The sequence below is a fragment of the Chitinophaga sp. 9-1-y genome (genome assembly GCF_059511905.2).
The window spans coordinates 56,400-78,650 of record NZ_CM197955.1 but is presented as its reverse complement, the minus strand read 5'-3'; the positions used below and the strand labels follow the sequence as shown (position 1 = coordinate 78,650).

20 protein-coding genes are annotated in these 22,251 nt (G+C 45.1%); 14 read left to right on the top strand and 6 right to left on the bottom strand.

Annotated features, from left to right (window positions below):
* The first annotated feature begins 541 nt into the window (after positions 1–541).
* Positions 542–919 (top strand): transmembrane 220 family protein, encoded by a 378-nt coding sequence (locus AC5ZC7_RS00490; RefSeq protein WP_496160113.1) that lies wholly within the window; start codon positions 542–544, stop codon positions 917–919.
* 204 nt (positions 920–1,123) lie between these two features.
* Here AC5ZC7_RS00490 and AC5ZC7_RS00485 read toward each other — a convergent pair whose 3' ends face one another.
* Positions 1,124–3,370 carry an alpha-L-rhamnosidase-related protein gene (locus tag AC5ZC7_RS00485; protein WP_496160114.1) on the bottom strand — a complete coding sequence of 749 codons (2,247 nt, stop codon included), beginning with the start codon at positions 3,368–3,370 and terminating at the stop codon, positions 1,124–1,126.
* 133 nt (positions 3,371–3,503) lie between these two features.
* Here AC5ZC7_RS00485 and AC5ZC7_RS00480 point away from each other — a divergent pair, with 133 nt between their 5' ends.
* Entirely contained in the window at positions 3,504–4,043 is a 540-nt protein-coding gene (locus AC5ZC7_RS00480) for a DinB family protein (protein WP_496160115.1), read from the top strand.
* An 89-nt stretch (positions 4,044–4,132) separates the two neighbouring features.
* Positions 4,133–4,873, top strand: coding sequence for an SDR family oxidoreductase (locus tag AC5ZC7_RS00475; protein WP_496160116.1), 741 nt, complete (start codon positions 4,133–4,135; stop codon positions 4,871–4,873).
* A gap of 101 nt (positions 4,874–4,974) precedes the next feature.
* Here AC5ZC7_RS00475 and AC5ZC7_RS00470 read toward each other — a convergent pair whose 3' ends face one another.
* Positions 4,975–5,502 carry a DinB family protein gene (locus AC5ZC7_RS00470; RefSeq protein WP_496160117.1) on the bottom strand — a complete coding sequence of 176 codons (528 nt, stop codon included), beginning with the start codon at positions 5,500–5,502 and terminating at the stop codon, positions 4,975–4,977.
* Positions 5,503–5,669: 167 nt separating this feature from the next.
* Here AC5ZC7_RS00470 and AC5ZC7_RS00465 point away from each other — a divergent pair, with 167 nt between their 5' ends.
* From AC5ZC7_RS00465 to AC5ZC7_RS00455, 3 genes are all read left to right on the top strand, one after another.
* A complete protein-coding gene (locus tag AC5ZC7_RS00465) occupies positions 5,670–6,122 on the top strand; it encodes a MarR family transcriptional regulator (RefSeq protein ID WP_496160118.1) in 453 nt (150 codons plus the stop codon).
* A gap of 61 nt (positions 6,123–6,183) precedes the next feature.
* Positions 6,184–6,618, top strand: coding sequence for a DoxX family membrane protein (locus tag AC5ZC7_RS00460; protein WP_496160119.1), 435 nt, complete (start codon positions 6,184–6,186; stop codon positions 6,616–6,618).
* Between the two features lie 29 nt (positions 6,619–6,647).
* Positions 6,648–7,235, top strand: coding sequence for a YceI family protein (locus AC5ZC7_RS00455; RefSeq protein ID WP_496160120.1), 588 nt, complete (start codon positions 6,648–6,650; stop codon positions 7,233–7,235).
* A 69-nt stretch (positions 7,236–7,304) separates the two neighbouring features.
* On the opposite strand, the gene AC5ZC7_RS00450 is transcribed toward AC5ZC7_RS00455, so the two are convergent.
* Together AC5ZC7_RS00450 and AC5ZC7_RS00445 are read right to left on the bottom strand one after the other, a co-directional pair.
* Entirely contained in the window at positions 7,305–8,588 is a 1,284-nt protein-coding gene (locus AC5ZC7_RS00450) for a DEAD/DEAH box helicase (protein ID WP_496160121.1), read from the bottom strand.
* Positions 8,589–8,745: 157 nt separating this feature from the next.
* Positions 8,746–9,273, bottom strand: a complete 528-nt coding sequence (locus AC5ZC7_RS00445; protein WP_496160122.1) for a YceI family protein — start codon at positions 9,271–9,273, stop codon at positions 8,746–8,748.
* Positions 9,274–9,445: 172 nt separating this feature from the next.
* Here AC5ZC7_RS00445 and AC5ZC7_RS00440 point away from each other — a divergent pair, with 172 nt between their 5' ends.
* Complete coding sequence (locus AC5ZC7_RS00440; protein ID WP_496160123.1) at positions 9,446–10,201, top strand: DUF4184 family protein; 756 nt, start codon at positions 9,446–9,448, stop codon at positions 10,199–10,201.
* Here AC5ZC7_RS00440 and AC5ZC7_RS00435 read toward each other — a convergent pair.
* Complete coding sequence (locus AC5ZC7_RS00435; protein ID WP_496160124.1) at positions 10,177–10,851, bottom strand: SMI1/KNR4 family protein; 675 nt, start codon at positions 10,849–10,851, stop codon at positions 10,177–10,179. The two genes, AC5ZC7_RS00440 and AC5ZC7_RS00435, sit on opposite strands and share 25 nt — an antisense overlap.
* A gap of 35 nt (positions 10,852–10,886) precedes the next feature.
* Here AC5ZC7_RS00435 and AC5ZC7_RS00430 point away from each other — a divergent pair, with 35 nt between their 5' ends.
* The 5 genes from AC5ZC7_RS00430 (at position 10,887) to AC5ZC7_RS00410 (ending at position 14,317) form a co-directional block, all read left to right on the top strand.
* Positions 10,887–11,417 carry a DUF1697 domain-containing protein gene (locus tag AC5ZC7_RS00430; RefSeq protein WP_496160125.1) on the top strand — a complete coding sequence of 177 codons (531 nt, stop codon included), beginning with the start codon at positions 10,887–10,889 and terminating at the stop codon, positions 11,415–11,417.
* Between the two features lie 63 nt (positions 11,418–11,480).
* Positions 11,481–11,966, top strand: a complete 486-nt coding sequence (locus AC5ZC7_RS00425) for a sigma-70 family RNA polymerase sigma factor (RefSeq protein ID WP_496160126.1) — start codon at positions 11,481–11,483, stop codon at positions 11,964–11,966.
* Entirely contained in the window at positions 11,954–12,496 is a 543-nt protein-coding gene (locus AC5ZC7_RS00420; protein ID WP_496160127.1) for a hypothetical protein, read from the top strand. Before AC5ZC7_RS00425 ends, AC5ZC7_RS00420 begins: the two co-directional genes overlap by 13 nt.
* A 109-nt stretch (positions 12,497–12,605) precedes the next feature.
* Positions 12,606–13,643 (top strand): histidine kinase, encoded by a 1,038-nt coding sequence (locus tag AC5ZC7_RS00415; RefSeq protein ID WP_496160128.1) that lies wholly within the window; start codon positions 12,606–12,608, stop codon positions 13,641–13,643.
* Positions 13,640–14,317 carry a response regulator gene (locus AC5ZC7_RS00410; RefSeq protein WP_496160129.1) on the top strand — a complete coding sequence of 226 codons (678 nt, stop codon included), beginning with the start codon at positions 13,640–13,642 and terminating at the stop codon, positions 14,315–14,317. The genes AC5ZC7_RS00415 and AC5ZC7_RS00410 overlap by 4 nt, the downstream gene beginning before the upstream one ends.
* Here the strand turns inward: AC5ZC7_RS00410 and AC5ZC7_RS00405 are convergent, their stop codons facing one another.
* A complete protein-coding gene (locus tag AC5ZC7_RS00405) occupies positions 14,318–14,785 on the bottom strand; it encodes a DinB family protein (protein WP_496160130.1) in 468 nt (155 codons plus the stop codon).
* 67 nt (positions 14,786–14,852) lie between these two features.
* On the opposite strand from AC5ZC7_RS00405, the gene AC5ZC7_RS00400 reads away from it, so the two are divergent.
* Positions 14,853–18,914 carry a two-component regulator propeller domain-containing protein gene (locus AC5ZC7_RS00400; RefSeq protein WP_496160131.1) on the top strand — a complete coding sequence of 1,354 codons (4,062 nt, stop codon included), beginning with the start codon at positions 14,853–14,855 and terminating at the stop codon, positions 18,912–18,914.
* 200 nt (positions 18,915–19,114) lie between these two features.
* Positions 19,115–22,237, top strand: a complete 3,123-nt coding sequence (locus tag AC5ZC7_RS00395) for a SusC/RagA family TonB-linked outer membrane protein (RefSeq protein ID WP_496160132.1) — start codon at positions 19,115–19,117, stop codon at positions 22,235–22,237.
* Positions 22,238–22,251: the final 14 nt, after the last annotated feature.

Sequence of the window (22,251 nt, the reverse complement as noted above, 5' to 3'; positions counted from 1 at the left end):
GACATAGCTATCCATTCCTGTGGCGTATTTCACCGCAGGTTAACTATGTTAGCGGCAATTAGTAATTGCCGCCAGAAGCTAATGGCCAATGGCTAGCTGCTAATAGCTAAATAGTTACCCATCGCCTGTACAAGATGCGCTGCACAGTGAGAATAAGAAATAAGTGTCCGCACAACAGTTAAAATATAACTATTGAAAATTGAATAAGAGATTAACCAATTGTGCCGGATCTGACAACAGTTAGTTCATATCGGGTCATAGTTTAAATGTTTACAGATATGTATTCACCTCAATAAATAAGTGTGAGAAACTTGCTGCTAGTAACAAACATTTTCGCTTCAGATTTTGGTTCTCACGTGGAATTCTGTTAATTATTCCGAATATATAACAATATTTTAGCCCAGACAAATGCTCTTTTCACATTTTTTTCAAAAGTGCCAAATTTGCAGGTTGTCATTCCACTATTCCGCACTGGCGGGATAAAATAATATAAGAATATGCTTTAAGTTTTGTGTATGTTTAAGCCTTAATTGTTGTTGTCATGAAAGTATTGAATATTGTTTTTTGCCTGATGTTTATCCTTTTTGCCGGCTTACAGTATAATGATCCTGATCCTTACGTATGGATGCCTATCTATCTTTATTCCGCGGTACTTTGTTGGCTGGCATCGCGTCAGCAGTTTTATCCGAAATGGTACCTGGCCGGTATAGTGGTATACCTGGTATATGCCGGTTACAAATTTTTTGATCAGAATGGTGTGGAAGACTGGTTTACCAAGCACCATGCAGAAAACCTGGCAGAGACCATGAAAGCAACTAAACCATGGATTGAAGAAACAAGGGAGTTTTTTGGGTTGTTTATTTGTATTGGAGCATTGGGACTCAATTACTTTTATGGAAACAGAAAGCAGAAGGCATAAAGCTATTTTAGCGAGTGATCAGCGCGGATATTGTCTTGGGACAGGATTAAACTGATTAAACTGATTTTTTATTTTTGATTTTAAAAGATTAGGGAAGATGTAAGCGAATATGCTTATATCTTCCCTAATCTTTTTTTATCTTTCTAAATCACAGGAAAAAAATCAGTTTAATCAGTTTAATCCTGTCCCAAGACAATATCCGCGTCAGAGGTTGATTTCCTGTGGTCCACCGTTCAGGGTAATTTCCTTGCTTCTCCAGCGGAATTTGCCTGTAACACCAAAAGGCAATTTAACGGTGCCGGTTACACGATTATTTTTGAAAGACAGGTCTACTTCCATAAGTCCCCCATCCGGGTGTGCCATGGTTGCTTTCACCTGTGAGGAAGTTCCCGGATCCGGCGCTATCAATACGGTTTTAAAGTTCGGTGAAGTGGATTGTATACCTGCTGTAATTCCCAGCAGGAACAAGTTAGCCACTGCGGCGGCCGACTGATACATGACCGGACTGTTTTCTTCTTTCAGCTTCCACAGGTAGGTCAATTCTGTTGGGAAAGCTGCGGTCGCACCTGTTTCCTGCATTGCTTTGAAGATGTAGTATTTTGCCCGCAGTGATTCTTCCGGTGCTGGTTTTTCATTCAATAACCGCTGCATGGTATTCTTTATCTGCCGGGGAGGAACTGCCTGCGCTAATATGGCCATAGCATTGGTATAGCGTGAAAAGCTTTTCTTAGCAGGTGTTTCAGCGTACAGGCCTTTATCGCCATCAAAGCATTTTTGATACCATACTTCCCGAAGTTTGTCGGCGGTGCGGTTCCATTGCAGGGAATCTGCTTCTTTATCGCAGTAGCCGGCGATAGTGGCCGCTTGTCGCAGTGCATACAAATATTGCCCTGTGAGAGGTCCCATGGCCATACTGTCCCGGTAAGGCATATTGCCAGGCAGGCCGGTAGTGGGGTCCTGATAGCGTTTTACCCAATCGAGGATGTTCCGTACGCCGGGGAACAATTGTTTGGCCAGCGCTTTATCGCCTTTGTAGAGCAGATAATCCTGCAGTGTACCGATCCAGGTGAGTGCATCGGTAATGTTTAACAGGCGGTCATCTGACGGATAGCGGGAACGGATGAGGCCCTCCGGAATGCGCGACTGGTCTGCCTGTAGCAGGGCATTTCTCAGCAGTTGGTCATCTCCGGAAAAAAATGCAATGGCCAGTCCCTGTATATGTGCGTCCTGTAGGTATTGCAGTTGTTCATTAAAAGGATCATTGAATAAATTATCCTGGGCGCCCAGCAAAGCCATGTGTTTGCCATTATTCCATAAGGAATCTGCTGTTGGGTTGGCGGTGAATGCAGATTTATCTTTCAGCTCGTACTGCGTATATACGTTATAGTAATCCACCAGGGTCAGCGGGGCTTTACCCGTTTCAATATCCAGTTGCACGTAGCGGAAGGTACGGTAGCCGGAGGGAGTAAATTTACGGCGACTACCACCATCCGGGTGGATCACATCCGTAATCACATGATCGCTGCTACCTGCCGATTGGTAAGTTATTTTAATACTGGCATCCAGGCCGCCGCTGAGCAGGATTTCCGGGAACCCGGTAGTTTGCTGTCCGCAGTCCAGTTGCAGCCGTATTTTTCGTTTAGCCGGGATCGTTAATGGTGCCGTTCCTTTCAGGAAGGCCGGTTCTGCAGTAACTCCATCAGTAGTAGTCATGGTGGCAAAGTTCTGCCGTTCCTGTTTCAGGGGACCTATAGATCTGGGGGAGAGCAGGCGCCAGTCGTTGGCACTGCTGCCCTGCAAAGCAACACCGGTGGTAGTGGTAGCGATGTTCCACAAGCTATCTTTGAAGCCGGGCTGTTCCCATCCCCAGGGATGATATTGCGCAACAATGCTATCACCGGGGTAGGCGCCATAGAAGGCGTTGTTGTTTGATTTTACGGGCAGTACATCAATTGATTCATCTTCCATCACATGCCAGGAGGTGGTGCCTGTATTGATGATAGCGGCTTCCTGTGCTGTATGTCCCTGTATCAGTAATCCGGCGGAAGCGGTGAATTGTCCGCGGGGTTTGTTAGTACCATAATTTACTACTTCGGCGGCCACTACATTTTTGCCATATTTCAGCAGAGGGCCGATGTCTATTGTTTCATAGTGCCAGTTGGAAAGGTCGCCCCTGGCGGGTCCTATGCCAACGAGCTGGCCATTTACATACAAACGGTAACGATTATCCGCAGAGATGTGGATAATAAACGGACCCGAATAATTGAGCAGTTCAAATTGTTTACGGAAAAGATATACGCCAAAGGCTGCCGGGGCAGCTGCGCCATCACTGATCCAACGCGCATCCCATTGCCGGGGCATATTATGGGGTGTTTCAGGCGCCTGTGCTTTTGCGGCCATACTCAATCCTATGAGTGCAGGCAGGAATACACATCTATGCAGATATTTCATAGTAGTAGGTTGTAGATAACAGGTAGTCAGGATATGTTATATACAAATATATTAAATATTATAATATTTCTGTGGATATGGCCGGAGCAGCGGGGAAAATGTTCGTATATTCATCTTCCTTAAAACTCACCATATGAAAAAAAGCGATATCCAGATTGACCCCGGATATTACACCCGCTATATCAGCCTGGTTCCGGACACCGACCTCCGCACCGCGTTAATGCAGTCGTTACAAATAATAGAAGCATTGGATATAAACCAATTAGCACCGCTGAGCGACTATGCCTATGCGCCCGGTAAATGGACCTTAAAAAATGTATTCCAGCATATCACAGATACGGAAAGGGTTTTTGCCTATCGCTCCATGATGTTTGCGCGAAAAGATCCACAAACCGCACCGACCATGGACCAGGATATTTATGCCGACAATGCGGACACGGATGGGCGCAGCCTCGCAGATGTACTGACAGAACTGATTACCCTGCGCAAAGCCACCATAGCTCAATTCACGGCATATGCAGACACGGTGTTATCCAGAACAGGTATGTGCTGGAAAACGGAAATGTCTGTATTGGCACTTGGATTTACGATTGTTGGACACCAGTGGCATCACCTGGATATTATCAACAGCCGCTACTTGCAACATCCCTCGAAAACAGCCACCAGCGCATAACTAACAAGGAGGTTAGTAGTTAACAATTAACACACCTCTTCTTTAAGCCAGTGGGGGGCTCTAGTTTTGCAGGCATAAAATCATTCAATATGAAACGTCTGGAAAATAAGATAGCCCTGGTTACAGGAGGAAGTCGCGGCATGGGAGCTGCCATAGTTACCCGTTTGGCGGAAGAAGGTGCCACTGTAGTGTTCACTTATGTAAAAGGCGCCGCGGCGGCAAATGCCCTGGTGTCGGCATTAACAGCGAAAGGACAGCAGGTATCTGCTGTTGCGGCAGACAGCGCTGATCCTAAAGCAGTAGTAGCATCGGTAGATCATACCATTAGCACACATGGCCGTATAGACATACTCGTTAATAATGCGGGTGTTGCGGTGATGAAGCCTTTCACCGAGTATACCCTGGAAGATTATGAATATACGATGTCTGTAAATACCCGTGCCGTGTTTGTAGGCACGCAGGCGGCCGTTAAACATATGACTAAAGGTGGCAGGATCATTACTATTGGTAGCTGTATGGCTGACCGGGTAGTAGGACCTTACGGCACGCTTTACGCCATGAGTAAATCAGCCCTCATCTCCTTTAACAAGGGACTGGCCCGCGACCTGGGCCCTCAGGGTATTACAACCAACCTGGTACAACCCGGTCCGGTAGATACGGATATGAACCCTGCTGATGGCCCTCATGCAGATTCTCAACGCCAGCACATTGCATTGGGCCATTACGGCCAGGATACTGATATAGCTGACCTGGTGAGCTTCCTGGCAGGGCCGGAAAGCGGTTATATCAATGGCTCAGCACTGACCATTGATGGCGGACTGAATGCCTAGTAGCTTCGAGCTTTTAGCCATTAGCTTTTAGCTTTTAGCAAAATGCAGCGGAGAACATATTTTATGTTTATCTCCGCTGCATTTTGCTAAAAGCTATCACATTATCTCGCCAACAAATTCCAGTACATATAATCCGTCATTGGCGCATCCGTAAATCCCAGGCTACGGCCAATGGTCACCACTTGTCCCCGGTGGTAGGCGCTGTGACCAGCCACGTGTTGTATCATTTCAAAACGGGGAATATCAAAGTCGCCGGTAAACGGAATGCTTACGCTACAGGTATCCGCCATTTCTGCTGCCGTTAACGATTCAAAATAGCTGCTGAGTTGTTGGGAAGAGGCGGCCAGTCCTTCCATTGCTTCCTGTATGGTGCCGGTATATACTTCTCCGTAGGTAAATGCAGGTTCTTCCCCGGTCAGGTTAGCTAACCACCAATCCTGTACAGTCCATATATGACGAAGGGTTTTGCGGATAGAGGAAAAGCTGGAGGGCACCTCTGTATCCAGTAATTCAGGTGTTTTGGTTTCCAGCCAGGCCAGCAGGGTGGTATTTGCCCAGAGATTCCAGGCAGCGTTTGCCCGGGCTACAGCAGAAAAAGAGGTTTGGGGAGCAGTGGTAGCGTGTATCATAGTTGTTTGTGTTTTGTAATACAAAGGAACAACCGCTAAGTGACAGCTGTTTGTCAGCAGGTTTTTAAAAAAGTAAAAAAAAAATTCTGACGCATTTTTGTCGAAAATTTGGTAAAATAAAAAATACACTTACCTTTGTTGTATAAACAACAGTTGTAATTGTAATTATGAAACTGGAAGAAGAACTGAAGCAGACCCGATTTAAGGACGAATACCAACGCGCTATGCTGAACATTATATTTACCGGCAACTGGCTGGAAGTAGGTGCTAATCAGGCGTTGAAGCAATACGACTTATCAAGCCAGCAATTCAACGTACTGAGAATACTCCGTGGTAGTGCACCACAGCCATTAAACCTGCTCGATATACAGGAGCGGATGATGGACCGGATGAGCAATGCGACCCGATTAGTGGAAAAATTGCGCCAAAAAGGGTTATTAACCCGGCAACAATGCGACGCTAATCGCCGTAAAGTAGAAATTGAGATTACCAACAAAGGACTGGCTTTGCTGAAAGAATTGGATCCGGTAATGGAAAAAGGCCACAAAGAACTAGCAAAGAAACTGACAAAAGAAGAAGCAAACATACTAAGTGAATTGCTGGATAAACTCCGTGATTGATTTTTTTTGCCTCAACAGTTGTATATACAATAATAGTACAAACACCAACAAACCTACACAAATGTTTAAGAAATTACTTCAAACAGACGACAGCCTTACCTCCTTCCTTGTGCGTATCACCGTTGCACTGGTGATGTTGCCACACGGCGCGCAAAAATTACTTGGTCTTTTTGGCGGCCACGGATTTAAAGGCACCATGAACTATTTTACTTCCTCCGGTACTCCGGCCATACTGGCTTTCCTGGTAATATTTACGGAAAGCATCGGCTCTTTGCTGATACTTTTTGGATTTACTACGCGCTTATGGGCAACCATGTTAACGGTTATTATGTTAGTAGCTATAAGCATACATGCCGCTAATGGCTTCTTTATGAACTGGGGAGGCACACAAGCCGGGGAAGGATTCGAATATCACCTGCTCGTGATAGGCATCAACCTCGCCCTGATAATTAAAGGCGCCGGACGCTGGTCTGTTGATCGTCAACTCTCTAAATAAATAGTACATAAACTCAATAAAAAGCAATTATGAAAAAAAGCTTCTTTTTCACGGCCCTCCTGGTATTAGCCAGCATCGCTACTTTCGCACAGGTTAAATGGAATGCAGACCCTGCACATACCAGCATCACCTTCGGCGTAAAACACTTAGGTCTTAGTTATATACAAGGCCATTTCACTAAATTCAATGGCACCATTGAAACTGCCGACAGCACTAATTTCCAGAACGCGAAAGTTGATTTCACCGTAGATGCTTCCAGCATTTCTACCGGTGTGGATCAACGCGATGGCCACCTGAAAACAGACGACTTCTTTAACGTAGCCGAATATCCGTCTATCACCCTGAAAAGCGTTTCTATGAAAAAGCTGACAGGAAATAAATATGTATTGTTAGCGGATGTTACCATCCGTAGCACTACAAAACGTGTAGCCTTTGACGTTACTTATAACGGTGTAATTAAAGATCCATGGGGACTGAGAAGAGCAGGTTTTACTGCGAAAGCCAGTATCAACCGTCTTGATTTCGGTGTGAAATATGCAGATAAATTACCTTCCGGAGTATACGCAGTAGCGCCCACCGTGGATATTATTGTGAACGTGGAAGCGGTGAAGCAATAGTATACATATCAATTATAAAAAGAGAAAGCTGCTCTCGATAGAGCAGCTTTCTCTTTTTATAACTGATACTTACTTCTTCTTCGCTTTCTTCTTCACATTTGCCGCTGCTCTCTTCTTCACTTTCTTCTGCACTTCTTCCATTTCTTTGTTATGCTCATCGAGCAGTAGCTGCCAGTTATCGTTAGGGATATCTTCTGAGAAGCTAATCGTTTCGCGATAATCATCTTTATTGATCTTCATCTCTGTGATAGGCTTACCCAGGAACTTTTGGATTTCCTCCAGGATAGGTTTTTCTTCTGTGCTGCAGAAAGAAACGGCCTGTCCCTTTTGTACGCCACGGCCGGTACGCCCAACACGGTGTACGTAATTTTCCGGCACATCAGGTAAATCGTAGTTTACTACGTAGTCTACGTTTGGAATATCAATTCCACGTGCGTTGACATCGGTGGTAACCAGTACTTTCACGTCGCCTTTTTTGAACACGTCCATTACATCAAGACGATCGCCTTGTTCTTTGCCGCCGTGCATGGTGAGGGATTTAATGCCGATGCGGCCCATAGCTGCCATTACACGTTCTGCGCGCACTTTGGTGCGTACAAATACCAGGATTTTGCTTTCCGGGAATTCCTTGATCAGTCTTTCCAGGAAAAAGCGTTTATCATCCATTTCCACATAGGCTACGGCGTGACTCACGTTTTTGGATACCGGGTCTTTGGGAGATATTTGTATACGGATCGGATTATTCACCACGGAATAAGCCAGGTCTTTAATGTCTTTATTCAGGGTAGCTGAGAAGAAGAGCGTTTGGTGTTCGCGGGGAATATGCTTGATTACATCACGGATATCGCGGATAAAACCCAGGTCCAGCATGTGATCGGCCTCATCCAGCACGAGCGTTTTCACCTGGCTCAGGTCAATATGTCCCTGGTTAATCTGGTCGAACATACGACCGGGAGTAGCGATTAATACATCCACCCCTTTTTCCAGCACTTTAATCTGCGGGCCTTGATCCACGCCGCCTACCAGCGCCAGGATAGTGAGTTCTGTATATTGTGCAATGGCCTGAAATACTTCTGCGATCTGGATGGCCAGTTCGCGGGTAGGTACCATTACCAGGCATTTCACTTCATATTTATCCTTCCGGTACCTGCGGTCCTGCTGTTGCAGGCGATGCAGGATAGGAATGGCAAAAGCGGCGGTTTTACCGGTTCCGGTCTGGGCAATCGCCATTACATCATCTCCGTTCAGGATAGATGGGATGGCCTTAAACTGTATGTCAGTGGGCTTTTTAAAGCCCATTTCTTCCAGACTGTCCTTTATTTCAGCCGAGATATTGTATTGTTCAAATTTCATGTGCGTTCTTGCAGTTCTAGCTGCGCTTGGGCACAAAGATAGCATAAAGCAGAAAGCATAAAGCAAAAAGCCCTTGAAGCGAAGATATTAGCGGAAATTATATTTATGTTTCGCTAATATCTTCGCTTCAAGGGCTTTTTGCTTTATGCTTTCCGCTTTATGCTTGTTTAACCAGTTGTATTTCCATATTCAGCTTCACCTCATCACTGAGTACAATACCGCCGGCTTCGGTGGTGGCATTCCAGCGTAAGCCGTAATCGGCACGGTGAAGACGCCCTTTGAGGGCAAACCCGGCTTTTGTTTGTCCATACGGATCTACCGTTACCCCGCCATGAACCACATCCAACTCAATGGGATGAGTTTCTCCTTTGATGGTAAGATCACCGAGTAATTTATATTCTTCGTCACCCACCTTTCTCACTTTTTTGGAAACGAAGCTGATTTTGGGGTGATTGGATGCATCGAAAAAGTCGCCATTTCTCAGGTGTTCATCCCGTTGCCTGTTCTGTGTGTCAATACTATCTGCTGCTGCTTCGAACGTAATAGTGGCATCATGAAAGTCATCACTGTTTGTTTGAATACTTCCGTTGAATCGTGTAAAATATCCGCTCACGTTGGTAATCATGAGATGTTTAACTTTGAATCCGATTTCGCTGTGTGATTCATCAATTTTCCAGTTTGTCATAGCACATTGTTTTTTATGTTTTCAAAGACCCTATAAAAATACGTGTTATCACATCAGGATCAGTTGGACATTTTACTGGAAATGATGGACGATTATAACATTAACATTTCTTTATAATAACGTTATTATTTATTATAATTAAATTAAATTTATACTCAATTACCATTAGAAGATGCCATTCACAATATCACATGCGGCGATAGTAGCTCCCTTTTCCAACACTCCCCGAAAGTACCTATCGGCTACCGGCCTGATTATAGGCAGTATGGTGCCTGATTTCTTATATTTTATTTTTCTCAATCCCTATTTCAATCTCGGGCATTTGTGGTGGGGGATTTTCGTATATGATATACCGTTAGCACTGATATTGGCCTACCTGTATCATAGCGTAGCAAAACATATACTGATGCCGTATTTACCGGGATGGGTACGCGGCCGTTTACAACTATTCCGCACTTTCAACTGGCATAATTATTTCCGCCAGCATTACCTGGTAGTGCTTTCGTCTATTATCATTGGTGTGCTGACGCATTTCTTCCTGGATGCCTTTACGCATGCAGACGGGTACTTCGTTACCTGCTCTGCTTTTCTGCAAAGAGATATACAGGCAGGGCAACATCCCATGAAAATGTGGTACCTGATGCAATATATCAGCTCTGTAGCAGGCTTGTTAATCCTGATTTATTTCTTCCTAAAACTATCTGTTGTAAAAAACACACCAACGGTCCCCCCTACACGAAAAGCGGCCTTCTGGCTAACCACCATTTTATTGAGCGCATTGGTATTGCTGGTCAACGAACGCTTCCATCACATCCAATGTAAGGGACTGGATTACCTCGCCACCGCCCTCGGCGGCTTATTCTATGGATTGATGATGACCCTCGTGATATTCCGGCCGGGCAATTATTCATCCCGATCGGTCCGGTAACACCATTCCATGTGCAGGGTATCCAATATGGATTGGAAACGTGCTTCCTGGTTGGTACCCAGGTACACGCCATTCACTGCGCCATTCTGTTCTGTGGTGAGCACAATAATATCTTCGTAGTCATTGGTAAAAAAGCGTAGCAATTGGTTAGACACACCTGTTTGTTCTTTCCAGTTACTGGTAATAACTTTTATATGCGCGGGCGTCAGGTCTTCATCAAGGTCTGTAAACGCCGTATAGGCAAGGCCTCCCAGTGCACCGTTCCACCAGGCCATCGACAGCAGGAAATGTTCTATTGTATCGGAGTCGGTAAACCACTCTTTACGCTGGCTATCATAGGTGCCATATACGGGAGGATTGTGATGCTGCAATTCAGCCTTCGCGATTCCCCATAATACCACTGCCTGATTTTCTTCATAAAAAACCAGGTGTTCATCTTCCGAAAAACCGATTTCTCCCAGGGAGGTTAAACGATTAAAACTATCGTTTACGATTTTGTTATTACCCATGGAGAGATAATATTGCCGCAGAGCGGCTGGTAACTGGATCTGCAGCCGATGTTCCAGGGCGGCTATAGCCGCTTCCGGATAACCATTGTTGGCATCTTCCGCCAGGTTATATAATTTGTGTATGATTGCTAAATAGTGCATATAAAACAAACTTACAAAGTAAAGTTGAAACCCTTATGGCTAAATACGTGGCTTTTCTCCGGGCAGTAAATGTGGGCAAACGCACAGTTAAAATGGAAACCCTTCGACAACAGCTGGACGCTGCCGGCTTTAAAAAGGTAAGCACCTATATACAAAGCGGCAATGTGATGTTTGAATCGGGCAGCAGCAATGTGGCGGCGCTCACAAAAAAAATTGAACAGCTGCTGCTGGACAACTATGGATTTGAGGTAACCACTATTATCCGGTCGGTAGCGCAGCTGGAGGCAGTGGTAAAGCATACGCCTTTTCCAGGTATTGTCCCCGATAAACACCTGCAAGTATATGTATCTTTCCTTTCCAGGCCGGCAGGCGCCCATGCTGCCGGGGTGATAGCCTCCCTGCAATCGGAAGCGGAAACCCTCCATATGACGGAAACGGAAGTATACACGATGATCAAAAAAGACCTGGTGCCCAAAGGATTGGATATCATTGCCCAGCTGGAAAAGAAGCTGGGCGTTCCCTGCACCACCCGTAATTGGGCCACCGTAAACAAGGTAACCTGGTAAATATTTCGGGCTCCCTGTAAGTTTTTAACCCCTGGTGGCAACTCATCAGTAAAAGCAATATTCATGGATCAACCGGCCTTTCTTTCTATCATACAGCAGCACCAGGGGATACTACATAAGCTTTGCCGCTTGTACCGGGATAGTCCGGAAGATCGGGAAGACCTGTTCCAGGAAATGATTTACCAGCTGTGGAAATCGTTTCCATCCTACGCCGGCCACGCCAAAATAAGTACCTGGATATACCGCATAGCACTGAACACCGCACTGGCAGGATTCCGCAAACGACGCATCCCCGTCACCTATACGGATACTTTTCCTGATATACCCGCTACAGAAAATACCAGTACGCTGCAACAAGATCAACTCTTCGCCGCACTCAAACAACTTTCTGACGCCGAAAAAGCCATCATTGCATTATATCTCGACGACCTGAGCTACCAGGAAATTGCCGGTATTATTGGCATCGCCGAAAATTATGTAGGCGTAAAAATCAACCGGATTAAAACCAAACTTAAAAATATTTTAAACGCATCATCATGGACCCTCTAAAATCTGCGTGGGATCAAATACCCACACCTAGCAAAACTACCGCTGATATTCAGACTATCGCCAGCAAACAAGCCTCGCCGGTGATGCGGGGAATCAGGAGACAAATGATCATTGAAACACTGGGATATACTGCATTTCTGGCGGTTTATTACAACTTCTTCGATGGCAGCAAAAAGCCGTTCTATCTCAATGCATTGCTGGTAGTGGCGATTATATTTATCGTGTTATATAATTTAACCGGGTACTGGTTGGCGAGAAATCCCGCTACCGGACAGCATTTGCTGGAACAACTCCAACGACAACTACAACAGTTAAAGCGCTACGCCATAGTAGCAATGTCATCAAGATTACTGGCGCTCAGCTGTATATTCGCCTTCTTCCTTATCCCCATTCACTGGGATAACAGCAAGTATATGGCGGTAGCTATTATTGTGGTGCTGATGGGAATACAATTCTTTTTCCTCCGGAAAATATGGGCGGGCAGAATACAACAACTCAACAACACTATTACTGCCTTGCAAGGGATTTAATTCATCATTCGATTTTCCTTGTTTGTCATCTTTTATGAAAGGTTGGACCTAATCATTTATCTTGTTTGAAATTGCGGCCGAGATTTGAAGCATGAAAACAGGATCTAACATGACAACAACCATGAGCGGGTCAGCTACCGAGAAGTGGCTACTCGACTTATTTATAACGGAAAAAAAGTGGCCGCGGTATCTTTTTTTCTCCATCATATACGTCACCGGAGTTATTGCGCTTCCTTTTTATACCCAGGGCTCGTCACAATATTGGAGCAACAGTCTTATCATTTTCCTGGTGTTAATAAACACAGGCAGGCGTATGTGCAATAAATACTTGTTCCGCGGACAAACGGTACAGTTTACGCTCTACTTTCTGTTGGCGCTTATTATCATGACACTCTTACATGGCACGTTTTTATACTACTTTTTTGACGTACAATTCCGTCATTCATTATTACTTACCTATCTTGCTGTAGCTCCGCTTACATTGTTCAGTATTTGCATTGGCATTGGCTTAAAAATGGTACGTTATACCATGCAGCAACAATATGCTACCGCTACGCAACGAAAGAATGATTTAGACATGCTGCTAAATCAACTGAGCCCTCACTTTTTATTTAATACATTAAATAACCTGTATGGACTTTCCCTTACACACAGTCAGCGTATGCCGGCACTGATCCTTCAATTATCAGATCTGCTGCGGTATACGGTATATGATGCCCGGCAAGATTACGTCCTGCTGCAATCCGAAATTGCCTATATCAATAACTACATAGAACTGGCTACTACCAATATTGGAGACAGACTGATACTCACCACAGACATAGCACCAGTCAGCGACCCGGATATTAAGATAGCACCTATGTTGCTGATCGTTTTCATTGAAAATGCGTTTAAGCATTCGCAGAATGCTGCTGCCGACAAGATCCATATCAATATCTGTTTACGTATTTCTGAAAATCGTATATACTTTAACGTTAGAAACTCCTACGATATCAGAGAAACCAATACGATGGTTGAAAATAGTGGCGTAGGCATTGCCAACACTGTAAAACGACTGGAACTGCTGTACCAGGACACCTACGAATACCGCCATGAAAAATCGGATGAATTCTACACCGCTACGCTAACCATTCCCATAAAAAAATGATGAACTGCCTTATTGTTGATGATGCACCTATTGCGAGGGAAATAGTAGCAGGCTATTGCAGCCACCTGCCCTTTATACATATTGTGGGTTCCTGTGGCAATGCGCTGGAAGCAAAAGCTATTCTGGATACCACCGCCATCGATTTACTATTCCTGGACATTAATATGCCCGTTTTAAATGGTATCAGTTTTCTGAAAACATTAAAACAAATACCAGCCGTTATATTCACCACGGCCTATAAGGAATATGCTGCAGATGCGTTTGATTTAGCGGCCTGCGACTACCTTGTAAAGCCTTTTTCGCTGGAACGCTTCCTGGTGGCTATTGATAAAGCCAAAGAAAAAATACAGCCTGTTAGCGCCAACACAGCTTATTTCTTTTTAAAAGCAGACGGAAAAATTTACAACCTGTTACACAGCGACATATTATTTGCAGAAGCCAAAGGGAATTATACCAAAGTAGTTTGCCAGCAGCAAGTCATTATGCCCAACATCGCCTTTTCAGCACTGGAGAGCATGTTACCCGCAGCTACATTCGTCAGAACACACCGGTCGTTCCTGGTCAACAAAACGAATATTATACATATACAAGGCAATTGCATCTACCTGCAAAAACATGAAATACCTATCGGGAATAGTTATAAAGAAACGCTTTTCCGGCAGCTGGGGTTGTAACTAATAACTACCCAGGATTTGCTTCAGGTGATGTTCCATATGGTGGAGATAATCCTCTATTAAAAACTGTAACGGCAACACGGTACCATCGCCGTATTTACAGCACTTCAACAAATCATCTTCCGGTATAATGGTGATGATAGCTGCCAGATGACGATTATACATTTCCCATAATTGCAATATTAATTGCCGGTTCTGTTGCTGGTATTGTTGTGCGTTCACCCAGGCATCACTGCCATACGCAATAGTAGGGACATTTTCCACACGCCCTCTTACAAACCGTTGATGATTGTTAGCCGCAGAATCTACGAGATGGCCCAGGATTTCTTTTTTTGACCACTTACCCGGCGCTGGTTTGGCGGCAAAATCAGCATCTGGTATTTGTTGGATGCGATCAGGAATAATGCTACACAAGTGTAATAATTGTTGCGCTACATGCTGCACTGCCATGGAAATCTCTTTTTTCAAAATTAGAGCTTTATACTTAAAAAATCTCCCCCTTTTCAATAGCTTTATGAATAGTTAAAATTGGTCTATGTATCACGTGAGGAAAATTTGTTTTGCTGTATTGGGAATGGTGATCTTCATCAATCATATTTTCGCCACCGGCTATCCCATTAAATACCTGGGTATTGAAGACGGGTTATCCAATAACGCGGTCACCTCTGTATACCAGGACCACCAGGGCTTTATGTGGTTTGGTACTTATGATGGACTGAACCGCTATGATGGATATAAATTCAAGATTTATCGCAATAAAATAGGAGACAGCACTTCTTTATTAGACAATGGTATTTATACCCTCGCAGATGATATTCATCACCAGCTATGGGTAGGTGGCCGCCGCGGCGTTTGCATATTTAACCCGGTGAATGAAAAGTTTTCCACACCTGCTTACCTGCCTGCCAACAGTAAAACCGCCCGGAAAATAACCGGCAACATACATATTATCCAATCGGATGATACCGGTATTTTATTAATAGGCACTGAAAAAGATGGATTGCTTTTATTCCGGGATGGCGTAGCCATGGGACAGCAAATTCCGTTAAACATCAACCGCACAGGCATCACCAACTATGAAGTTACCGCCATTGCCTTCACCGGCAAATATGCGTGGGTATTTGTGCAAAGTATTGGGCTGTGCCGGTATGATATTGCACGGCAGCAACTGGATATTGTTTGCAGAGATATTCCCCGTGGCAACTGTCTTGCCATTGATACCTCCGGCAATATCTGGCTGGGCACGGATAACAGCGTAGTACGCTACCTACCTGCTACCGGCGGATATGCCGACAATATACTTCCGGAAAACAGCAAAATAGTACACCTGTATATTGACCGGGATGGCACCATCTGGTGCGCCTCCGACGGCAATGGGATTTACCTGAAGTTCGCCACCGACGCGGCTGCCCACGCCTTTACTCCGGCCGGCAGTCCACAGCAGCTCAATAGCAACTCCGTGTATTCTATTTATGAAGACCGGGAAGGTAGAAAATGGATTGGCACCCTGCGCGGCGGTATCAATATGATAGCGCCACGACATAATCCATTTGAGCTGATGGTGTTGAACAAAAATCCGGATGCCAGGGCTATCGATAATTTTATTTTTTGTTTTTGTGAAGACGTCCACCATAATATCTGGATAGGAACAGATGGTGGTGGTCTCAAATACTGGAACCGGGAGCATAATACCTGGACCTCTTATCAACATGACTTTTCACGGACAACCGGTATCAGCAGTAACTTTGTGACCGCGATCATTGCCGACAGCCGGCAGGACCTGTGGATGTCCACCTGGTTTGGTGGCGTTAACAGGTATACCGCCAGTACCGGCACTTTTGAACACTACGTTTGCTTTAATCCATATACCCGCACCGCTGAAAATAATGTGTGGACCGTGTATGAAGACCGTCAACAGGAGCTTTGGGCGAGTACCACCAACAATGGTACCCTGTACCGGCTCAACCGGTCACAAAACCGGTTTGATCTTTTCGACAGCAGTCTCGTTAACCTGCAATGCCTGGCGGAAGACAAGGCCGGTAATTTCTGGGGGGGCAACTATTCTTCCCTTATCAAAATAGACAGAGCCCGTAAACAACATCAGCGTTTTGATATAGGCTACACCGTGAGATCCATTCATGAAGACCAGCAGGGCGTATTCTGGGTAGGTACCGACGGCGGTGGCCTGCTCCGGTTTGACCGGAGTAATGGTCAATACAAACGTTTCACCACCTCCGAAGGATTACCCAGCAATTCCATTCTTCGTATTTTGGAAGATAAAGCAGGTCACCTCTGGCTCAGCACCTTCAACGGATTATCCCGGTTTGACCCGGCAAAAAACAGTTTCCGTAATTTTTCCGCTTCCGATGGTCTGCAGAGCAATCAATTCAGTTTTAACGCTGCCCTGAAATTAAGTTCCGGAGAATTCCTGTTTGGTGGTATCAAAGGATTTAATAGCTTTTTCCCGGACAGTGTATACCCGCAAAATACCATTCCGCCGGTACTGTTAACAGCTATCCGGGTTAATAACACCTCCATTACCCAACAGGAAAATTATGTAACAGGAAGAAGCCAGGAAGAAGTACAGGAGATCACCGTTCCCTACGACAAAGCCACGATTGCCTTTGACTTCGTTGCGCTGGAATACACCCTACCGGATAAAATCAGCTACGCCTACCGCCTGCAAGGGTGGGATAATAGCTGGAACTACGTTGGCCAAACCCGGACCGCCAACTATACCCACCTGCGGGAAGGCAGTTATACCTTTGAAATAAAAGCCAGCAATGCCGATGGGCGCTGGAGCAATGATATCCGCACGGTTACCCTGATTGTATTGCCTCCCTGGTACAGAACCTGGTGGGCTTATCTTATATACATCAGCAGTACACTGGCCGCCGTGTATGCTTATATCCGGTATAAAGCCAGGGAAGAAAGATTAAAATATGAGATTAAACTCGCACACCTGGAAAATGAAAAAGAGAAGGAACTGAATGAAAAGAAGTTGTCCTTCTTTACCAATATCTCTCATGAATTCAGAACACCGCTTACATTAATTATCAACCCGCTGCAGGAGCTGGTACAACATAAAGATAACCGGGACCTGAGCGTGGTATACCGCAATGCCAGGCGCCTGCTTAGCCTGGTAGACCAACTCCTGCTGTTCCGCAAGGCCGACCGGGAAGGAGACCAGCTAAAAATTGCCAGGCTCGATATCGTGAATCTTTGCCAGGAAGTATACCTCTGCTTTTCCCAACAGGCACGCATTAAAAATATAGATTATCAATTCAGCAGCCCGGAAACAGCTATTGAAATATATGGAGATAGCGAGAAACTGGAAATAGCCCTGTTTAACCTGCTTTCCAACGCCTTTAAGTTTACGCCGGACAATGGCAACATTATTTTTGAGGTGAGCGATGCAACAGATACCGTAACTATCACCGTCAAAGACAGCGGTTGTGGTATTGAAGGCTGTGTAGGCAACCGGATCTTCGAAAAATTCCAGCGGGCGCAGGATCATAAAGAGTCGTTACAAACCGGTTTTGGTATTGGCTTATATCTCGTAAAACACTTTATCGACAACCACCATGGCAGCATCAGCTACCAGAGTAAGGTCAATGAAGGCACCGCTTTTCTCATTACCCTGAAAAAGGGAAGTACCCATTTTGCGGGAGCTCCTTTACAGGAAAGTACCAGCCAAAAATCGGCCTTCCTGGAGGAACTGACGGCTGTCAGTGCCATGACCACCGTCAAGGATACCCCTATCGACAGCAAAGAAATGGAAGGTTCCGGCACTACCATCACAGAAAAGAAATCGATTCTTCTGATCGATGACCACGATGAAATCCGGCAATACCTGCAGCAATTATTCAAAGACCAGTTTATTATATATGAGGCAGATAACGGCACCAGCGGCTTTGCCGCTGTACAGCAATATATGCCCGACCTGGTGATCAGCGATATACAAATGCAGGGCATGGATGGGGTGGAACTTTGCACCAAAATCAAGCAAACGGCTACCCTGAGCCATATACCCGTTATACTGCTTACCGGCTCGTCGGCTTCCGATACCCGGCTCAAAGGACTGGAAGGCGGGGCCGATGACTATATCACCAAACCATTTGAAAAGGACTTCCTCATGGCCAAGGTGCATAACATCATTAAAAACAGGAACCTGCTCCAACAATACTTCTTTGATCGTATTACCCTGAAAAATACCAATATCAAGGTACCAGCCGAATACCAGGATTTCCTTAAACGATGTATCGAGATTATTGAAGATAACCTGGAAAATGAAGACTTCTCCATTAAGAAATTTACCCTCGAAATAGGGATGAGCCATTCCAGTCTTTATAAAAAAGTAAAATCTATCTCCGGGCAAACCATCAATTCGTTTATCCGTTCTATCCGGCTCCGGAAAGCTGCCGTATTACTACTGAAAGAAAATTATACCATTACCCAGGCAGCTATGCAGGTAGGTATAGGAGACATTAAATACTTCCGGGAACAGTTTGTGAAGCTGTTTGGAATGAATCCTTCCGATTATGTAAAAAAGTACCGGCACTCCTTTAATCGCGACTTCAATGTCACAGAAAGCTGATGGGTTCAGCTATTCCTATAAAGTAGCGATAAAATACCCCCTGCCGTAATTTACGATTTTACCCCCTTTTTTAAATGATTTACCCCCTCTATGATTGTAAAGGGGGGTAGTATTTTGCGGGTATCATAGGGACTGGGTATTAATAGTCCTTGCAACCAAAAGAATATTCCACCATTCCCATTCATTTAAATTAATGCGTTATGAAAAGACTTCTATCCGGAACGGACCACTTATCTTTTGTCCCATTACGGAGCCAACCCGTTTTGAGCCGTCTCTGTTTTTTGCTACTCTTATTTTTCACGGTTACCGTACAGGCACAACAACCGGTCATTACAGGCAAGGTAACCGCTGAAGCGGAAGCCATTCCAGGTGTAACAGTACGAGTGCTGCATAAAACAGCCGGTACATTAACCGGACCTGATGGCAAATTTTCCATCGCCGCTGCCGTTGGCGATACCCTCGTATTTAATCACCTTTCCTATAGTGTATTGCGTTTCCCGGTAAAAAACGGGGGCCCTTTAAATATTGTCCTGGAGCCGCTCTCTAAAACTGTAAACGAGGTAGTGGTAGTAGGTTATGCCACCCAGAAAAAGGCGACCCTTACCGGATCTATCTCCGTAGTAAAGGGCGCTGATATGCTGCAAAGCCCTCAGCCTAATATTTCTAACTCGCTGACTGGCCGGTTCTCCGGTGTGATTGCGAACAACCGCTCCGGTGAACCCGGATATGACGGATCCGCCGTTACTATTCGCGGACTGGCAACTACCGGTAACAACGAGGTATTGGTGGTAGTAGATGGAGTGCCAGGCCAGATAGGCGGACTGGAACGCCTGGACCCTAACGATATAGAAAGTATCTCTATCCTGAAAGACGCTTCCGCAGCGGTATATGGTAGCCGTGCGGCTAACGGGGTAATGCTGGTAACCACCAAAAGAGGAAAAAGCGGTAAACCGGTGATCAACTACAGTTTCAACCAGGGCTTTTCTTCTCCCACCCGTTTACCTAAAATGGCCGATGCAGCCACTTATGCACAAATCAGGAACGAAATACAGTATTATACCAACCCCGGCGCAGGCATGAACCAGATTTATTCTGCCGAGCAATTGCAAAAATTCCGGGACGGATCGGATCCGGTGAATTATCCCAACACCAACTGGCAGGAAGCCACCCTTAAAAAAATGGCTACCCAAAACCAGCATAGTCTTTCTGTGAATGGAGGTAGTGAAACCGTGCACTATTATGTTTCTCTGGGTATGCTGGGACAAAATGGCCTGTATAAAAATGGCGCCACCAAATACAACCAGTATAATTTCCGGTCGAACATAGACGCAGATATCACAAAAAGATTGAAAGTAAGTCTGTATGTATCCGGACGTGAAGAAGACCGCGTATTCCCCACTACTACTGCGGGCGACATCTTCCGCAGTATTTACAGGGCGTACCCTACTGTGTTGGACCGGTACCCCAATGGCTTACCTACCACCGGGATAGAACTCAACAACCCCATCATGCAAGCCACGGCGGTGGGCGGTGTTAACCGTAATCCCCGGCAGGTGTTCAATGGTATCCTGAAAGGATCTTATGCTATTCCGGGTGTAGAAGGCTTATCCCTTGATGGTTATTTATCTGCCGACAAATCCTGGAGCTTTGGCAAATCATTCAGCACTCCTTATAAGGAATATACCTATAACAGTACCACTAAAACGTATGACCCAACAGTAGTGGGCGGTTCCGGAGGCAAAGCTTCCCTGGTGGAAGCGCAGCGGAATTTGTCGCTGATTACTTCCAACATCAAACTGAATTATGCCCGTCGTTTTGGACAACATAATGTCAATGCCTTTGTAGGATATGAGCAAAGCAAAAACGTGCTGGACACCTTTAACGCCACCCGTTTAAACTTCCCTACACCGCAAACACCGGAGCTTTCACAAGGTGGCTCTACTGCTACAGATAAGAACAACGCCGGCAGCAGCTACAACTTCACCCGTAAAAGCTACTTTGGCCGTATTGCGTATGACTACCAGGAAAAATACCTGCTGGAAGTACAGGCCCGCGTAGACGGATCCTCTACATTTCCAGAAGGCAAACAATATGGATTTTTCCCATCTGTATCTGCCGGCTGGCGTGTAACACAGGAAGACTTTTTCAAATCAGTGAAATTTATTAACGACCTGAAACTCCGTGGCTCCTATGGAACATTGGGTAACGATAATGTGGGCTTATTCCAGTACTTCGACAACTACTCTATGGTGAATCAATACGTAATAGACGGACAAATTCATCCGGGTATTAGTTTAACCAAACTGGCCAACCCTTACATTACCTGGGAGATAGCTAAAAAGATGGACCTGGGCTTAAATGCCATTTTCCTGAATCATTTCAACTTCGAGTTTATTTACTTCAAACAAAAACGTTCCAAAATATTGACCCAGCGGAATGCTTCTCTCCCGCAAACCTCTGGTATTGTAAATCCGTATGACAAAGACAACCCGCTGGTACCAGCCGAAAATATCGGAGAAGTGAACAGCAGCGGTATTGAAGCCACACTGGGCTACGACAATACTACCAGCGGCGGCTTCCACTATAATGTGTCCGGTAACATGACCTATGCCAAAAATAAGATCGTATTTATTGATGAAGCACCTGGTATCCCTTCTTATCAACGCCAAACAGGAGGCCCAATGAATACCTACCTGTTATACAATGTGCTGGGCATTTTCAGAACTGCTGACGAACTGAATAAATACACACATTTACCTGGCGCACAATTAGGGGATCTGATTTATGAAGATCATAACGGCGATGGCAAGATTAACGCCGATGACGCTATCAGAACCAAATATGGTAACATTCCGGAAATCACTTATGGCATTAATTTAAGTGGCGATTACAAAGGTTTTGATTTGTCGATTTTATTAGCCGGTCAAGCGCATGTTAGTCAGTATGTACTCCCCGAATCCGGCACTATTGGTAACTTCTACAGCAGCTGGGCCGATAATCGCTGGAGTCCCAATAACATCAATGGCAGCTATCCCCGGGTAGATGAACGTGCATCCGCTTCTGTTAATGGCGGCCGCTGGCAGAATAATTTCTGGTTAAATGATGCTTCTTTCCTGCGACTGAAAAATATCTCGCTGGGGTATACCATTCATGCCAACATTTTATCTCGTGCAAAGATTAGTGGACTTAGGGTATATGCCAATGCATTTAACCTTTTCACCATTACCAAAATCAAAGACTACGATCCGGAAGGCACCAGCACCTCCGGGCAATTTTACCCGCAGCAAAGGATCTTCAACCTGGGTGTTAATGTTAAATTCTAAATCGTAAAAAATCA

What these genes read in the sequence shown, in the direction of transcription:
- AC5ZC7_RS00420 (WP_496160127.1), top strand. Translation starts at nt 11,954, where the DNA reads ATGGACCCTCTAAAATCTGCGTGGGATCAAATACCCACACCTAGCAAA.
- AC5ZC7_RS00475 (WP_496160116.1), top strand. Translation starts at nt 4,133, where the DNA reads ATGAAACGTCTGGAAAATAAGATAGCCCTGGTTACAGGAGGAAGTCGC.
- AC5ZC7_RS00425 (WP_496160126.1), top strand. Translation starts at nt 11,481, where the DNA reads ATGGATCAACCGGCCTTTCTTTCTATCATACAGCAGCACCAGGGGATA.
- AC5ZC7_RS00480 (WP_496160115.1), top strand. Translation starts at nt 3,504, where the DNA reads ATGAAAAAAAGCGATATCCAGATTGACCCCGGATATTACACCCGCTAT.
- AC5ZC7_RS00485 (WP_496160114.1), bottom strand. Translation starts at nt 3,370, where the DNA reads ATGAAATATCTGCATAGATGTGTATTCCTGCCTGCACTCATAGGATTG.
- AC5ZC7_RS00445 (WP_496160122.1), bottom strand. Translation starts at nt 9,273, where the DNA reads ATGACAAACTGGAAAATTGATGAATCACACAGCGAAATCGGATTCAAA.
- AC5ZC7_RS00395 (WP_496160132.1), top strand. Translation starts at nt 19,115, where the DNA reads ATGAAAAGACTTCTATCCGGAACGGACCACTTATCTTTTGTCCCATTA.
- AC5ZC7_RS00470 (WP_496160117.1), bottom strand. Translation starts at nt 5,502, where the DNA reads ATGATACACGCTACCACTGCTCCCCAAACCTCTTTTTCTGCTGTAGCC.
- AC5ZC7_RS00435 (WP_496160124.1), bottom strand. Translation starts at nt 10,851, where the DNA reads ATGCACTATTTAGCAATCATACACAAATTATATAACCTGGCGGAAGAT.
- AC5ZC7_RS00450 (WP_496160121.1), bottom strand. Translation starts at nt 8,588, where the DNA reads ATGAAATTTGAACAATACAATATCTCGGCTGAAATAAAGGACAGTCTG.
- AC5ZC7_RS00430 (WP_496160125.1), top strand. Translation starts at nt 10,887, where the DNA reads ATGGCTAAATACGTGGCTTTTCTCCGGGCAGTAAATGTGGGCAAACGC.
- AC5ZC7_RS00410 (WP_496160129.1), top strand. Translation starts at nt 13,640, where the DNA reads ATGATGAACTGCCTTATTGTTGATGATGCACCTATTGCGAGGGAAATA.
- AC5ZC7_RS00440 (WP_496160123.1), top strand. Translation starts at nt 9,446, where the DNA reads ATGCCATTCACAATATCACATGCGGCGATAGTAGCTCCCTTTTCCAAC.
- AC5ZC7_RS00490 (WP_496160113.1), top strand. Translation starts at nt 542, where the DNA reads ATGAAAGTATTGAATATTGTTTTTTGCCTGATGTTTATCCTTTTTGCC.
- AC5ZC7_RS00455 (WP_496160120.1), top strand. Translation starts at nt 6,648, where the DNA reads ATGAAAAAAAGCTTCTTTTTCACGGCCCTCCTGGTATTAGCCAGCATC.
- AC5ZC7_RS00465 (WP_496160118.1), top strand. Translation starts at nt 5,670, where the DNA reads ATGAAACTGGAAGAAGAACTGAAGCAGACCCGATTTAAGGACGAATAC.
- AC5ZC7_RS00460 (WP_496160119.1), top strand. Translation starts at nt 6,184, where the DNA reads ATGTTTAAGAAATTACTTCAAACAGACGACAGCCTTACCTCCTTCCTT.
- AC5ZC7_RS00415 (WP_496160128.1), top strand. Translation starts at nt 12,606, where the DNA reads ATGACAACAACCATGAGCGGGTCAGCTACCGAGAAGTGGCTACTCGAC.
- AC5ZC7_RS00400 (WP_496160131.1), top strand. Translation starts at nt 14,853, where the DNA reads ATGTATCACGTGAGGAAAATTTGTTTTGCTGTATTGGGAATGGTGATC.